The 13,734-nt window shown below is 69.7% G+C and carries 13 protein-coding genes and 5 pseudogenes; 3 read left to right on the forward strand and 15 right to left on the reverse strand.

The features are described 5' to 3' along the window. Positions 1–256: 256 nt before the first annotated feature. The 8 genes and pseudogenes from ABT009_RS39105 to ABT009_RS39135 all read right to left on the reverse strand — a co-directional run bounded on the left by ABT009_RS39105 (position 257) and on the right by ABT009_RS39135 (position 6,397). Positions 257–523 (reverse strand): hypothetical protein, encoded by a 267-nt coding sequence (locus tag ABT009_RS39105; RefSeq protein WP_351306057.1) that lies wholly within the window; start codon positions 521–523, stop codon positions 257–259. After that, positions 507–776 (reverse strand): hypothetical protein, encoded by a 270-nt coding sequence (locus ABT009_RS39110; protein WP_351306058.1) that lies wholly within the window; start codon positions 774–776, stop codon positions 507–509. Before ABT009_RS39110 ends, ABT009_RS39105 begins: the two co-directional genes overlap by 17 nt. Positions 777–984: 208 nt before the next feature. Continuing rightward, positions 985–1,413, reverse strand: a complete 429-nt coding sequence (locus ABT009_RS39115; protein ID WP_351306060.1) for a DUF5994 family protein — start codon at positions 1,411–1,413, stop codon at positions 985–987. Positions 1,414–1,595: 182 nt separating this feature from the next. Next, positions 1,596–1,685: pseudogene (locus ABT009_RS47585) on the reverse strand (cold shock domain protein CspD); the annotation flags it as partial. Between the two features lie 78 nt (positions 1,686–1,763). Further along, positions 1,764–2,981 (reverse strand): PP2C family protein-serine/threonine phosphatase, encoded by a 1,218-nt coding sequence (locus tag ABT009_RS39120; protein ID WP_351306062.1) that lies wholly within the window; start codon positions 2,979–2,981, stop codon positions 1,764–1,766. Between the two features lie 189 nt (positions 2,982–3,170). Then, entirely contained in the window at positions 3,171–4,226 is a 1,056-nt protein-coding gene (locus tag ABT009_RS39125) for a fatty acid desaturase family protein (protein WP_351306064.1), read from the reverse strand. A gap of 38 nt (positions 4,227–4,264) precedes the next feature. Further along, positions 4,265–5,359 carry a ferredoxin reductase gene (locus ABT009_RS39130; RefSeq protein WP_351306066.1) on the reverse strand — a complete coding sequence of 365 codons (1,095 nt, stop codon included), beginning with the start codon at positions 5,357–5,359 and terminating at the stop codon, positions 4,265–4,267. Positions 5,360–5,860: 501 nt separating this feature from the next. After that, positions 5,861–6,397, reverse strand: a complete 537-nt coding sequence (locus ABT009_RS39135) for a DUF5994 family protein (RefSeq protein ID WP_351306068.1) — start codon at positions 6,395–6,397, stop codon at positions 5,861–5,863. Here ABT009_RS39135 and ABT009_RS39140 point away from each other — a divergent pair. Both ABT009_RS39140 and ABT009_RS39145 read left to right on the forward strand, forming a co-directional pair. Further along, positions 6,396–6,614: a hypothetical protein gene (locus ABT009_RS39140; RefSeq protein ID WP_351306070.1), complete on the forward strand. Its 219-nt coding sequence runs from the start codon at positions 6,396–6,398 to the stop codon at positions 6,612–6,614. The two genes, ABT009_RS39135 and ABT009_RS39140, sit on opposite strands and share 2 nt — an antisense overlap. 80 nt (positions 6,615–6,694) lie before the next feature. Then, complete coding sequence (locus tag ABT009_RS39145; protein WP_351306072.1) at positions 6,695–7,165, forward strand: DUF5994 family protein; 471 nt, start codon at positions 6,695–6,697, stop codon at positions 7,163–7,165. Between the two features lie 386 nt (positions 7,166–7,551). Here ABT009_RS39145 and ABT009_RS39150 read toward each other — a convergent pair. After that, positions 7,552–7,781: pseudogene (locus tag ABT009_RS39150) on the reverse strand (zinc ribbon domain-containing protein); the annotation flags it as partial. Between the two features lie 69 nt (positions 7,782–7,850). Further along, a pseudogene (locus tag ABT009_RS39155) lies at positions 7,851–7,937 on the reverse strand (helix-turn-helix domain-containing protein); the annotation flags it as partial. Positions 7,938–8,091: 154 nt separating this feature from the next. On the opposite strand from ABT009_RS39155, the gene ABT009_RS39160 reads away from it, so the two are divergent. Next, on the forward strand, positions 8,092–8,934 hold the full coding sequence (locus ABT009_RS39160; RefSeq protein ID WP_351306074.1) for a patatin-like phospholipase family protein: 843 nt from the start codon (positions 8,092–8,094) through the stop codon (positions 8,932–8,934). Positions 8,935–9,047: 113 nt separating this feature from the next. Here ABT009_RS39160 and ABT009_RS39165 read toward each other — a convergent pair. The 5 genes and pseudogenes from ABT009_RS39165 to ABT009_RS39185 form a co-directional block, all read right to left on the reverse strand. Then, positions 9,048–9,122 (reverse strand): annotated as a pseudogene (locus tag ABT009_RS39165) (MBL fold metallo-hydrolase); the annotation flags it as partial. A 30-nt stretch (positions 9,123–9,152) separates the two neighbouring features. Next, positions 9,153–9,494, reverse strand: a pseudogene (locus tag ABT009_RS39170) (zinc-binding dehydrogenase); the annotation flags it as partial. A gap of 152 nt (positions 9,495–9,646) precedes the next feature. Beyond that, positions 9,647–10,414: a sulfite exporter TauE/SafE family protein gene (locus tag ABT009_RS39175; protein WP_351306076.1), complete on the reverse strand. Its 768-nt coding sequence runs from the start codon at positions 10,412–10,414 to the stop codon at positions 9,647–9,649. 136 nt (positions 10,415–10,550) lie between these two features. Then, positions 10,551–11,318: an NPP1 family protein gene (locus tag ABT009_RS39180; RefSeq protein ID WP_351306078.1), complete on the reverse strand. Its 768-nt coding sequence runs from the start codon at positions 11,316–11,318 to the stop codon at positions 10,551–10,553. A 174-nt stretch (positions 11,319–11,492) separates the two neighbouring features. Further along, on the reverse strand, positions 11,493–13,727 hold the full coding sequence (locus ABT009_RS39185) for an FUSC family protein (protein WP_351306080.1): 2,235 nt from the start codon (positions 13,725–13,727) through the stop codon (positions 11,493–11,495). Between the last annotated feature and the right edge of the window lie 7 nt (positions 13,728–13,734).

Consider the following 13,734-nt stretch of genomic DNA (forward strand, 5'->3'; position numbering starts at 1 on the left):
CACGACGTGCACACACCCCGCAAGACGCAGCCAGCGAAACAGCGAACGAAGAAGTCAACTACCCCACGGCCCCGCCGCACAGGTTAAAGATCAAGTTAGGGGATGTCCTGCTTGGCGAGATCACAGACCATCACGACCGTCACCTGGGCGCTCGCCGCCAGAAGAGACTTGGCTTCAGCTGCTGCGGCGGCGGCGAGCGAGAGCGCCGTCGGGTGGCATTGGGCGGGCCGTGACGGCAGGGTGCTTTCCCTGTGTTTCAGCTGCGTTCTTCCTGCTCTTCCATGAACCGGATGCCCTCATGGGTCAGGGAGACGGTCGCGGGTGTCTTGTGCGATGTCCAGTCGACGGTGATCAGACCCTCGCCGGCCAGGTAGGCGCAGGCTGCGGACAGGTCCTCGTCGGGCATACGAAGCTCGTCACGGAGTGTGGCTCCACTGATCTCCGGGCGATTGCGTTCAACGGCCTCGTACAGAGAATTCATGACCGACTTCCGGTAGGTCTGGCGTTCACTCAGTGTCGCCATGGCTGTTGCTCTCCGGGTGGTGGCTGGACGACTGGCTGGCTGCCAGCCAGGACCGTGCGGGCCCCGCTGCTTGCGTCGTGTCGACGGAGAGATGGAGACGGGTTGCTCCCTCGCCGCCAGCGGGGTAGCTGCGCTGCTCGGTCGAGGAGAAGCAGCGACGGAGCACTTCGGCGACGCGACGAGCGACCTCTGGCGTCGCTGCGACGATACGGACCTCGGCGCGGCCCGCGGAGGGCAACGGGTCGTGATCCATGGCGTACCTCCTGGGGCGGCGGCGCTGAGGATGATCCGAGGTCGCCGCCTCCGACGTCTGAGGTCGGAGCGCAGCGCCGCGCTTTCACGTACGGCCCCCCTTCTGCAGGGTATGCCCGGCCCTGTGGTGCCTGCCCATCGAGCAGGACACTGGCGCCACGATCGATATACCCCCTCTGCCCCTCGGCGTCCGCCGCGTGGTGCACTCCTCAAGTCCCGTGCGGCCTCTCCTCAAGGTCGGCCTCGGCGAGAGCCGGCATCCGCTCGGCTGTCAGCGGGTTCGAGGGATCGGCGGCCGCGGCCAGCAGCCGGGTGGCCGCTCCGGCGGGCTCGTCGGCCGGAATGACCAGCAACTCCCAGTGGCCCACGGTGCCGCAGTCCAGCCTTACGACATGTGTCTCGGCCGCGGTGTCTGTGCGTGTCACCTCGATCACGTGGCCAGGTGCCATGACCGTGCGGGGTGCGTGAGGCCAGGCAGCGGTGCCCACGGTGACGTGGATGACGGTGCCGCAGTCCGGAGCCAGCGCGCCGACGAGCGAGGGCAGCTCCAGTTCGAGCGCATCGCAGCGCGGCCACCAGGCTCCGTCCAGCGGGCCGTGACCTACGCCCGGCGTGAGGGCAAGCCGGGCCAAGGGCATCCGGTACGTTCGTGCTCTCTCCGACGGGCATTCGGCGGGCTTTTCCATTCCGTCCATCAAAGAAATCCCGTCCCGGGCGTTTTTCGGCTGCCCATGTCGTCATTCGCCGGGAACGGCACCGCCCGTGGTCGCGCTGCGCGAAATGCCCTCGGTATGGCCACGGTACTCCAGGCCGTGGAGAAGAGCGAGGAGTAGTGCGCGCGCACGTGGGCGCCGCCGCCGTCCTGGTGGATGAACCCGAAACCCCTTTTTTCCGCGTTGGGGTATTGCAGGGATTTCGTACCGCGCGATATCCGGTCGCCGAAATGAACCCATCCAGAGGGCCCCGGAAAACAAAATGCACCTGAAGGTCAAGTACCCCCGCGCCATTCGATCAGAACGAGGGTCGCGTCGTCCGTGGTCCTTCCGCGGGCCTTCCTGAGTGCGTGAGAGAGGGAACGTACCGCTGCCCGGGCGCCTCCCGCCGCCGGTTGGTGGCGGTTGATCCGGTCGATGAGTTGTTCTTCTCCGAATTGTTCGCCGCCGGCGTTGCGCTCCTCGACCAGGCCGTCGGTGAAGCACAGAACGCGGTCGCCGCGTCGGAGTCTTTGCTCGCTGACTTCGGGTTCGTGCCCGCCGAAGCCGACGGGCAGCGTGGTGGGGCTGTTCAACCGCTGGATGACCTGGTGGTCGCGGATCAGCAGTGGTGCGGGATGGCCGGCGTTGACCCATTGCAGACGGCCCGTGGCGATGTTCAGGAGCATCATCTGCGCGGTGACGAAGTGGTCGGGTCCGAACTGCTCGGCGATGGCCTGATCCATGAACGTGTAGATCTCGGACAGCCCGATGTAGGCGCGTCTGGCATGCCGGTAGGCGCCGATGGCGACGGTGGCCATGGTGGCGGCGTCGAGTCCGTGGCCCATGGCATCGATGACGGCCACGTGCAAGATGTCCTCGTTGAGGGAGTAGTCGAAGCTGTCCCCAGCGATGGCATAGGCGGGTTCGAGGATCCCGGCCACCTCGACTTGCGGAACGGCCATGGTCAGTGGCGGCAGGAGAGACCACTGGATTTCCGCGGCGAGGGTCATCGGTTGACGCCGCCGGGTCCGGAAGAACAGGTCGCTGGCGTGGCGTTTGGTCGCGAGAATACCGGCGACCAGGTCGGCGAGCCTGCGCAGCAGCCGTCGGTCGTCGTCGCTGATGGTGTCCAGGGTGAGAGCGAGGACGCTCACGTCGTCGCTGCCGTCAGGCATCGGCAGGTAGATACGGATGCCGTCGGGCTGCGGCACCTCGGCGGGTGTCCGGAGCTGGAAGGCAAGGCCGACATCCGAGTCGGCGATCAGCTGGGGCTCCCCCGCGGTCAGTCCTCTTCCCGTCAGCGGCATCAGGAACAGCTGGTCGTAGTCCTGCAGGAAGATCGACACGTCTCGGCCGCCGATCTTGCGTACCTCGTCAGCGACCAGGTTGCCGATCAGATGTGCCGGAAGGTCGCGTGACCGGTCCAGCAAGACCCCCAGCAGCCGCTCCCCGAACCCATCGGACAAGTCCGCCCGTTCGTGGCCGGGATACCGCTTTTCACTTTCCGCCATGACCGGCCCCAGCGTGGTCTTCCGCCTCAGCAGGCTCGCAGCGGGCGGTCGGCGCCGGTTCCGACTGGCGATCCCGCCGGATCTGCTCATCAAGCCGCTCACGCGATCTGTACACCCTTGGGCTCCTGACACGAGCCGTGATCAACAGCCCACAGAGTCACTCGCCAACAGCTTAAGACCGACGGAGGTCTACGGGATCGCCATGCGCCAGATGCGGGCCCAGGTGGAGGCGTACTGGCGCAGCAGCGGGCCGGTGGTGTACGGGATGCCGTACTTCTCGCAGAGCTTGCGCACCCGGGGGGCGATCTCGGCATAGCGGTTGCTGGGCAGGTCGGGGAAGAGGTGGTGCTCGATCTGGTGGCTGAGGTTGCCAGTGAGGATGTGAAGGAGAGGGCCGCCGTCGATGTTCGCCGAGCCGAGTGCCTGCCGTACGTACCACTCGCCGCGCGACTCGCCCTCGATCTGGTCCTCGGTGAAGGATTCCGCGCCGACGGGGAAGTGGCCGCAGAAGATGACGGTGTGCGCCCAGATGTTGCGGGTGACGTTGGCGGTGAGGTTACCGAGGAGGCACGGCAGGGCGGACGGGCCGGCCAGCAGCGGGAAGAGGACGTAGTCCTTGGTGAACTGCCGTGCCGCCTTGCGGGCCATACCTGCAAAGTCGCCCAGGAACGCGCGCGCGGACTTGCGACCCTGGACGACTGCCTCGGGCTCCAGGTCGTACAGCGCGATGGCCCACTCGAAGAGCGGTGCCAGCAGCGGCCCACCGTAGAAGGGCTGGAGGAGATGGACGGGGCGCCAGGGCTGGTCTGCGCTCATCCGCATGGCCACGTAGCCCAGGTCCCGGTCCCGGCCCACCACGTTGGTCCAGGTGTGGTGCAGGTCGTTGTGGGTGTGCTTCCAGGCGGCGGCCGGGGTGGGGAAGTCCCATTCCCAGGTGGTGGAGTGGATGGCCGGGTCGCGCATCCAGTCCCACTGGCCGTGCAGGATGTTGTGGCCCAGCTCCATGTTCTCCAGGATCTTGGCGGTGGTGAGCATCGCCGTCCCGGCCAGCCAGGCGGGCGGCAGCAGGGAGACCGTCAGTGCGGCCCGGCCGCCGGCTTCCAGGGCGCGGTGCACCGCGATGAGTGTGCGGATGTAATGGGCGTCCTCGGCGCCGCGCTCGGCCACCACCTCGGCGCGGATGTTGTCCAGTTCCTGCCCGAAGGCGTCGGCTTCAGACAGCGCAAGAGCAAGCGCAGCGGCCACCGGTTCTCCCCTTCCTTGAGGCTCGAGGCTCGACAGGTCTACAGGTCGATGTGCACGGGTCCACAGGCGGCGGACACGCAGGTCTGGATCAGGTCGCCCGGCTCGCCGTGGACGTCGCCGGTCCGCAGGTCGCGGACCCGGCCGGCGGACAGCGGGCTGACGCAGCTGTGGCAGATGCCCATACGACAGCCGCTGGGCATGACGACACCCGCAGCCTCGCCGACGTCCAGCAGGGGCGTGGCGGAGCCTGCGTCCGTCTCGACACCGCTCCGGGTGAAGCGCACCCGCCCACCATGCCCGCCCGATCCACTGCCGGGCGCGGCCGGTGACGGCGGCCGGAACCGCTCCAGATGCAGCCGGCGCCAGGCATCCGCGTCGCGCCAGGCCCGCTCGGCGAACGCGAGCAGCCCTTCCGGGCCGCAGGCCCAGGTCTCGCGCTCTTCCCAGTCACGGCACAGAGCGCCCAGGGGCACTCGATCCAGCCGCCCTGCCCGGCGGGTGTGGTGCTCGTACAGCGTGAACCAGCTCTCGCGGGCGGCCATGGCACGGAGCTCACCGCCGAAGACCACCCGGTCGGCGTCCGGCGCGCTGTGCACCAGCGTGGTGTCCGGGCGGCGGCCCGTGCGTCCGGCGAGCGCGCGCAGCATGGCCATCACGGGAGTGATGCCGATACCGCCGGTCAGGAACAACAGGCGAGCGGGCGGCGGATCGGGCAGCACGAAGTTCCCCTGGACAGGACCGAGGCGCAGGGTTTCCCCGGGCCGGACCTGGTGGGCCAGGTGCGGGGACACCCGCCCGTCCGGGACCGCCCGCACGGTTATCGCGAAGCGCCCGGAGCCGTCTGGCGGGGTCGTGATCGAGTACGTCCGCCAGCGCAGTGTGCCGTCGATGCCCACTCCGACCGGCACGTACTGCCCGGCCGCGCGATGCCCCGACCAGCCGCGCCCCGCCCTCACCACGAGCGTCGTCGCGTCCGCCGTCTCCGGCCTGACCAGCTCCACACGGCCCGACGGCCACCTGGCCGACCACAGGGGATCGAAGACGGCCAGAAAGTCGTCAGGCAGCAACGGTGTGGTCAGCCGCCCGGCGCCCTGCCAGACGGGCCGCGCCAGGTGCCGGAGCACGCCGGCCATTCCGCCTCCCCGTTCCTCGTCGCTCTCCGATCACCTACGCTCACGCAGCCGTGAAGGACCGGCAAGCCGGGTTGCTCCTTCTCTTTCGGGCATCACCCTGGCGCCGGTGCTTTCGGGCGTCGCCCTGGCGCGAGTGCTTTCGGGCATGATCCCGGCGCGCCCCGGGGCCTACCCGCGCGCACCGACGAGCCCTCGCGGCTCCGGTGTGGACGCACATACAGCGCAATGCACATCCCGGCCACGGCTTGCGACGCCCTTGTTCCCGGCATGTCCGACCGCCGGGCGTTCGGCGCAGCCTGCGGTGCCGCGGCCGATCCCCGGCATTGCGTTGTGGCGGAGGTCCGCGATCCGTGAGTCATGGCGAGTGGCTGAGACGGCGGATCAGGGCGATTCCGGCTCAGGACGACCGGGCCGCGATCACGGCGAGGTTCACCGCCCCGATGAGCGGTCTTCGTGGTCCGACTTCCTCGGCCGGAGGGCCAGAGCCCCGCCCCATCGGGCTCAGTGGCGGGAAAGTGGCGGTCGTGCCCAGGCCCCGCCGTCCGTTTCCCACGCCTCTTCCCCGCTTCGGGTGCCGGTGACGTCGCCGGTCGCCTCCTCATCGGCCATCAGCCTGTCGGCCGTGCGCCGATTACCCACGGTCGCCGCGGCGTACATCAGCCGGGCGGCGGCGGCCGCACCCGTCTCCGGCGGGACCACCAGGAGGTTCCAGCGGCCGACGGTGCGGGAGAGCAGAACCAGTGTGTGCGGGTGCTGTTCGTCCGTGAACCATCCCACGTGCACGATGTGCCCGCTGACAGGGATCGTGCGGGGGATGACTGGCCAGCCGACCGGGTTCACCGTGACACGGGTGACCAACTCGCTGGGGCCGATCAGGGCGTCCGCCAGGGCCGGGAGTGCGCGGAAGAGGTTCCGGGAGCGGGGCCACCACGCGCCGTCCAACCGGCCCAGAACCGTGCTCGAGGGTGTCAGGGACAACCGGGCCGGCGGTGAGGGTGCGCGCTCACGCGGAGTCGTACGGTCGATGGTCGCGTTCATGGCGCGAACCTGTCTCCGGCCCGTCTACGACGACCCGGTGTCGTCCATCGCCGGGAACGACACCCGCGTGGGAGCCGGTGCGCGAAGTGCTCCCGGTGCCTTCACCCTGCGCCGCTCCCCGGCCGGCGAACGTGCGCGTCAGGGCGTTCCCGGCAGCGCCGCGATCTGCCGCAGCGCCACGGACAAGCCGTGCACGTCGGTGCGCGCAGTACTGTGAATCTGCCGACGGATATCAGCCGTCGGCAACCAGGCGTCCTCCGGCACGGGCGCCGGCGGACCTCCAGAGGGGCGAAACCCATGGCCCACTCCGACACCCCGCATCCGCCCAAGTTGCTGCCGGACGGGATTCAAGACTCGGTGAGACCCGGGACGGCTCTGCTGAGGCTGGAGACCACAGGGTCCCGGGAGGGGATGCTGGACGGCGCGTGGTGGCCCCGCTCCCGTGACATCGGCAGCGAGCTGCCCGGCCTGATCAGCGCGCTGACCGAGCACCTGGGCCCGATCACGCGCGTCGGCCTGGACGCCGACGCCTGGGACAGCCTCCCTACGCGTCTGATCATCGACGACCGGGTCGTACACATCGTGTCCTATCCGGTCGGTGACGACACCGTCCTGATCACCCGCGGCGACCGCGATCACTTCGCCCTCCTCGTGGTGCCCCCGGACGCGACCCCGGACGCGGCTCACGCCGCGATGGCCCGAGCAGTTCAAGCCGACAACGTCACACCGGCCACCCAGATCCTGATCGACACCGCCACCGACTCCTGAACAACGCCGCTATCGATCCGGCAGGGCTTCCCATCCGGGGAGACCAACTCGGCGGCCAGGAACACGGTTTCGTCCTGACCCCTCCGTCTCGGCCGCCGAGCCTTGAGCAGTTGGGCCCCGGTGTGAGCCGGGCGGGGCGGCCGCTGGGGCATCTGCCGGTGGCCGTGTGCGCCTCGATGTCAGCCGGGTCGGCCAAGATCGTCCGCCAGTAAGGGCTGAAGGGGGATCAGATGCGAGGGTCGGCCCTGCGGATGTCCATCTATCGGCGAACTCCGCCATCGGGAATATCCCTGCCCACATGGCACTTTCCAGTGACGTTGAACCGGAACCAGTGGTGGTCCTGCGGGTAGGGTTGACTTCCTCCGCCTCGTTACCGAGGGGGATTCCTACGACTCGCACCGTGAGGGTTTCTGCTTCGTCGCCGACTGCCCGCCCGGAGTTCTCCGTTGAGGTCTTACACCAGCTCCACAGACAGACGCCGCCAGACCGGCGGCCAGAAGGCTTTCGCGGCGTTCACGTCCCGGTCATGGGTCGTACCGCGGTCGCACGTCCAGGTACGAACGTTCAGTGGCATGGTGCCCTGCATGGTGCCGCAGGCGGAGCAGAGCTTGGAGGAGTCGACCCGTTCCTGCCGCGCCCACGCCTCGGTACGGACCACGAGCGCCAGGTTGTAGACCTTCCGCACGGACCCGAACGTGCGCGACAGTTCGGCTGCCTGTGCATCGGTCGGGTAGAGGCGGAACTTGAATGCCCGCTTCACGGAAGTGGTCATAGTTCACAAACCATTACATCAACTTGTGGCGATCTGCGGGGCGTTGGTGGTGGACGTCGATCCGCCCTGGCGGCGAACCGACTTTCCCTGCCCTGCTCCGCAGGAGTCCGTTTCCTCCCCGCCTGAAGGCGGGGGTATCCACGGAGGATTCCTGATGAAAAACGAACGCGCGCTGGTCATCGGCGGTGGCGGAGTGGCCGGTATCGCCTGGGCGACGGGTGTGCTGGCCGGTCTCGCCGACGCCGGGGTCGATGTCACCGACGCGGACTCCCTGTTCGGCACCTCGGCCGGATCGGTGGTGGCTGCACAGATCACCAGCGGCGTAGAGCTCCCGGCGCTGTTCCAGGCCCAGGTGGACCCCGCGCTCCAGCGGGAGGAGCTGAAGCCACGGGAAGGCGCGCTCGCCGAGGTCTTCGAGTTCGGCGAGAAGGTGGACGCCGAGGTCACCGAGCCGGTGGAACGCCTGCGTCGGATGGGCGAGATGGCACTGGCCGCCGAGACTGTGACCGAGGCCGAGCGCCGTCCCGTCATCGAGGGGCGGCTGCCTTCCCACAGTTGGCCGGAGCGCAATCTGTCCGTGGTCGCCGTGAACGCCGCCACCGGTGAGACCCGGGTCTTCGACCGTACCTCCGGCGTCGGCCTGGTGGACGCGGTGGCAGCGAGTTGCGCCATCCCTGGTGTCTGGCCTGCCGCGACGGTCGGCGACGCCCGCTACATCGACGGCGGCATCCGTTCCTTCACCAACCTCGATCTCGCGGCCGGCTACACCCGTACCCTCGTCATCGCTCCGATGCCCGACCCGGTTCTCGACGCCGACGCGGCCTCGATCGCCGAGCGCGGCGGCCTCATTGAGGTCATCACCCCCGACGAGGCCGCTCTTGCCGCCTTCGGCACCGACCCACTGTCCCCCGCCAGCAGGACCCCTGCGGGCCACGCTGGTTTCGCCCAGGGCCGGGCGGCCGCACAGGCGGTCGCCGCGCTATGGAACTGGGCGTAACCACGGCGCCCAGTAGTCGTCGCCGTCGGCGTCAGCCCACTCAACCTCAGCCGACCGGGGCCGCCGCGTCGTTAAGGCGTCCGCCTGTAGGCGGCGTCGACGACGATGACCTAGTGGTCGTCGCCCACGATCCAGACATTGTTGTCGACGTCCCAGGTACCGCCGTCCAGGCTGAAGGTGCCCGAGATGACCCAGCTGCTCGACGCCGGCGCCCGCCATCAGAAGACCACCACCGAGCGCAGCACATCGCCGTGGTGCATCCGCTCGAAGGCCTTCTCGACCTCGTCCAGGGCGATGGTCTCGGTGACGAAGGCGTCCAGGTCCAGGCGCCCTTGGCGGTACAGGTCGATCAGCATGGGGAAGTCCCGGGATGGCAGGCAGTCGCCGTACCAGGAGGACTTCAGCGCGCCGCCGCGGCCGAAGACGTCCAGCAGCGGCAGCTCCAACTTCATCTCCGGCGTCGGCACCCCGACCAGCACCACGGTCCCCGCCAGGTCCCGGGCGTAGAAGGCCTGTTGGTACGTCTCCGGGCGGCCCACCGCGTCGATGACCACGTCTGGGCGGTCTTCTGCTCGCACGTGGCGGCCCGGATCCACCGGACCGTGCGTGACGGCATGCCCCCCGAATCTGCCCTGAACCAGCTGAGGTTCGGGTCGCGAAAGGCTCGCGGAGGCATGCGCGCCACGGCTTCCCCTTCGTAAGCGGCTCGGCATCAGCCCGCCTCGTGCCACAGGGAGACAGCCAGGCCCAGGCCCGCCAGGGCGATGGCGATCCGCAACGGTCTCTCGGGGAGCCGCCGCACGACGACCGGCCCCACCCGGCTGCCGACCAGGCATCCGAGACTGAGCGCCGCCGCGGCTCCCCAGTGGACCGGCGCGAGGAAGGCGTAGGCGATGGCCGCGGTGATGTTGGCCGCTCCGGTGGCTATGTTCTTCACGGCATTGGTCACCCGCAGCGGCTCGTTCGCCGATAGCGACAGCACCGCCAGCATCAGAACGCCCGCGGCGGCCCCGAAGTAGCCGCCGTAGAGGCCCACCAGGAGCACCGCGCAGGTCAGCGGCAACTTCGCGCGCAGTCCGCCATCGCTCGTCTGCAGGCGGCTCGCGGCAAATCGGCGGAGCGGCTCGCGGACCAGGATGAGCACCGACCCCAGGGCGATCAGCCAGGGCACGACGCGCTCGAACGCCGACGACGGGGTGCCGAGCAGCAGCGCCGCACCGACCGAGCCGCCCGCGGCAGCGAGGAGCGCGAGCCGCACGAGACGGCGGCGTTGGCCGCGAAGCTCCTCCCGGGAGCCGGCCGCGGTACCCACCGTGTTGGAGAACAGCGCCACGGTGTTGGTCACATTGGCGGCCACCGGTGGGAGGCCCGCGGCCAGCAGGGCCGGATAGCTGAACAGCGAGGCCAGGCCGGCGATCGACCCGGCCAGGCCGGACGCGACGCCCGCCGCGGCGAGCAGGAGTACGGAGTCGGCCGCCACACGACCTTCCTTTCTGAACGTGGACGGCCCATCCTCCTACCTCCTTGTCTAAAATGAAAAACGGTGTCTACATACGGAGACAGCGGAGACGGCTAGGCTGTACGCCCCTACCCTTGCTTGCAGTGGTCGCCCGGTCTCAGGCGTAGGGGTCGAATGAGATACCCGCGGGCTTGGCGTTCGCGAGGTGGGCGTTGAAATTGCCGTCCTTGAGGCCGAAGTTGGCGCTGCCGAAGTCGGCCTGGCTCAGCTTGTCGCGGAGACCTGCGGGGTAGCCGTTCCAGCCGACCAGCGTGGGGAACTGCCACGTCTTGTAGTGGTTCTCCGGCGGCTCGTCGTTGGAGTTGGCGGCGCGGAAGCAGTGCGTGCTCGCACCGTCCTTGTGGTACACGATCTTGGGGTGCGTCCCGTCCCACCGGATCTGGTCACGAGTGTGGACGGTGAAACTGCCATGGTTGGACGTGGAGACGTACTGGGCCTGGTTGTTCTGCACCCACACCACGACGTGCTCCCAGTCGTGGCGGTGCCCGCCGAGACTGCTGCCCGCCACGGCCTGGTCCTTCTCGAAGTAGAGGCCGTAGATGATGGCGCACCAGCCGTTGTTGCACTTGTAGCGCGCGTATCCGTTGGTGTTGTCGAGGTCCCATGAGTCACGGCACTGGCCGTTGAGGGCTCCGGAGGGGTTGAGCCCGCCGTTCAGAGTGCCGTCCGGGCCGATGGCCGGAGTGGGGTAGCAGCCGTCCGTGTCGTAGTCGTAGGCGGGTTGGAACGTCTGCTCCAGGCTGTCCGCGTTGGCGGGCAGGGCCTTGGGAGGGTCGGCGAGAGCGCTGCCCGGAAAGGCGACGACCAGCGCGATGGCGCTGCCGAGTATGAGCGGGACCTTGCGCGTGAGCGAGCGCCTCTTCACTGGGTCCTCCTGATTGACCGCATGTGGGGGGTAGGCAGCCAGATTGGCATGCTCAGCTCACGCTCGCGGGCGTCATTGACTACTTGAGCGTCAGGAGGTGTCAGATGGATGAAAGATCGGCCAACGCGGGAGGAGATTGGGAGGAGTTACGCGTCACGCGGCCCAAGTAGCGAATCAGCCTTCGTCCTTGAGATCCTTGAGGTCCTTGATGGACAGGCCCGCCACGGCCGCGGCCGTCGCCTCGGTGATGCGGTCCAGATCGACGGCCAGTCCCTGCAGCCATGCCTCGGCGTCGTAGTAGAGCGGCGGAGCCGGGGCGGCTTGCGGCCGGGTGTCCGTCCCGCCGGGCCCCGGACGGCCGGGCCGGGACGACGGCGGACGTGCGCCTGCGAGGAGGGTGCCGACCAGCTCGTACTCCCCCGCCAGGGCGTCGCCGCCCCTGGCCAGCCTCGCACCGTGGACAGGCCCGAGTGGGCGGACGCCGTCCGAACTCCCCTGATCCAGCAGGCGTCGGGACCCCCGCAGGGCGTGGTGCCCGGCGATCAGCGCCGCCTGCCAGTCGGCCACCGGCGCGGCGGACCGGCGCGGTTCGCTCTGGTACTGCGCGTAGGACGACTCCGCCAGGACCAACGCGTGCTGCAGCGAAGGCCCGCTCCCCTGGCCCTCCGCGCGACCTGCGGTGAGGACCGATGTGGTGGCGCTGATGGTCGAGCCGATGGCGCGGAGCAGTACGGCGACGTCCCGGCGCAGCTCCTCATGGGCACCCCGTGGCCAGGCGAGCAGCCCGATCACCAGCCCGATCACACTGCCGGTGAGGATGTCGAGGAAGCGCACCTCGGCCAGCTGCCAGGTGGCCGGCGCGAGCTGGGCGAAGACGAAGGACACGACCAGGGTGAACAGGCCCTGCGCCCAACCCGCACCGCGTGTCGGGCCGATCCAGAACGTGGCGAGCATGACGACCGGGAGTGCCACGGCGTAGGCCGTGGTGTTCCCTCTGACGAGCACCAGCAGGGCGGCGGCGGCCAGCGCACCCAACAGGGCGCCGATGAGGGCCTGGCGTACGACCGCACCCGTCTGGGCGGCCGTGGTGCGGATCAGGGTCAGGGCGGCCAGCATGGCCCAGAACCCGTGCGGGAGGGAGTCGACTCCGGCCACGGTGCGCGCGGCCGCCAGGGCCAGGCTGATGCGCACCGCGTTCTGGAAGTACACCGAGCGTGGGCTCAGATGAGCCACCAGCCGGTGCACCCACAACCGGAGTGAGCCGTGGCCCGCGTACCAGAAACTGGCGTCCTGTGTCCGGGCGGGCCGGCGGCGCCGCCCCAGGGCGAGATCGGCGGCCGTCGCCAGCGTCACCCCGGCATAGGCGGCCTCGATGAGCATCGCCTGACGATGCATCACCATGCTGATGATCTCGGGTGCCACCCCGTCCGTGGGCACCGTGCGGAGGCGCCGGTACCGGGCCAGAGCGTCCGGCAACCGTCCCGGGCCGGCCGGGCGACCGGTGCGCAGCGCTGCGGCGGTCCGCCGGGCCGACACCGCGATTTCGTGCAGAAGTTCGAGGGAATGGGCATGAAAACCCTGAGGTCCCGGGGCCGGTACTTCCTGCAGACGCGCCAGGAGGACACGGGCGGCCATGCCGGTGTGGGCGAGCGCCCGTTCGCGCGGTCCCGGTCCGGCGGGACGCTCCGACTCGGGTACGTGGAAGGGGCGCAGCGCTTCGCCGGCCGACCGCGCCGCGCTGCGCGACTCGTCCGACAGGGTCCACGGCGGCAGGGTCAGCTCGGTCGCGCAGCGCGCCGCGGCCACGGCCCCGTCCGCCGACAGGGCGCGGTAGGAGGTGGCGGGCGGGTCGGGTAGCAGCAGGCTCTCGGCGAGTACGAGCAGCACGATGCCCAGCGTCGTCCCGATCAGCCGTTCCCCCAGGGTCTCCGGGGCATAGGGAGGGAAGCAGGGCAGGATGTACAGCAGTTGCAGGCCCGGGGCCGCCCCGGCCAGCCGGGGACCGGCGGCCGCCGCGAACGCCAGCAGGAAGCCGATCACCAGCATCCCTGCCACCGCGGCCCAGGTGTTCACCGCGAGCAGCGTCCCGGCCGTCACGAGCACCCAGCCGACCGGGAGCACCCGGAGCACCACGGCCGCGCGCTGACGCCCGGTGCCGGGGATACGGGAGAGACCGGCCATCGCCACCGCCGCGAACAGGCCGTACGTGGCGGTGACCGGCTGGTGCAGGCCGTAGAGGCAGATGTAGAAGGCGGCGACGGCTGCGACCGTCACCCGGACGGCCCGCCGGGCCGCGCAGGCCGATGCGCCCGTGCCGTGCCGCAGTGCGGTGGCGGCCCGGCGCAGCGCTCGGGCGGGGCGCGCACGTGCCCGGACGGTGGCACTGCCGGTGTCCGCCTCAGGGCCCATGGTCAGC

This window comes from Streptomyces sp. NPDC002896, assembly GCF_040295225.1.
Lineage (GTDB): Bacteria > Actinomycetota > Actinomycetes > Streptomycetales > Streptomycetaceae > Streptomyces.

Bases quoted from the DNA above. Each gene is read 5' to 3' on its own strand.
- ABT009_RS39105 (WP_351306057.1), bottom strand. From the start codon at position 523: ATGGCGACACTGAGTGAACGCCAGACCTACCGGAAGTCGGTCATGAAT.
- ABT009_RS39110 (WP_351306058.1), bottom strand. From the start codon at position 776: ATGGATCACGACCCGTTGCCCTCCGCGGGCCGCGCCGAGGTCCGTATC.
- ABT009_RS39115 (WP_351306060.1), bottom strand. From the start codon at position 1,413: ATGCCCTTGGCCCGGCTTGCCCTCACGCCGGGCGTAGGTCACGGCCCG.
- ABT009_RS39120 (WP_351306062.1), bottom strand. From the start codon at position 2,981: ATGGCGGAAAGTGAAAAGCGGTATCCCGGCCACGAACGGGCGGACTTG.
- ABT009_RS39130 (WP_351306066.1), bottom strand. From the start codon at position 5,359: ATGGCCGGCGTGCTCCGGCACCTGGCGCGGCCCGTCTGGCAGGGCGCC.
- ABT009_RS39140 (WP_351306070.1), top strand. From the start codon at position 6,396: ATGGCGCGAACCTGTCTCCGGCCCGTCTACGACGACCCGGTGTCGTCC.
- ABT009_RS39135 (WP_351306068.1), bottom strand. From the start codon at position 6,397: ATGAACGCGACCATCGACCGTACGACTCCGCGTGAGCGCGCACCCTCA.
- ABT009_RS39145 (WP_351306072.1), top strand. From the start codon at position 6,695: ATGGCCCACTCCGACACCCCGCATCCGCCCAAGTTGCTGCCGGACGGG.
- ABT009_RS39160 (WP_351306074.1), top strand. From the start codon at position 8,092: ATGAAAAACGAACGCGCGCTGGTCATCGGCGGTGGCGGAGTGGCCGGT.
- ABT009_RS39185 (WP_351306080.1), bottom strand. From the start codon at position 13,727: ATGGGCCCTGAGGCGGACACCGGCAGTGCCACCGTCCGGGCACGTGCG.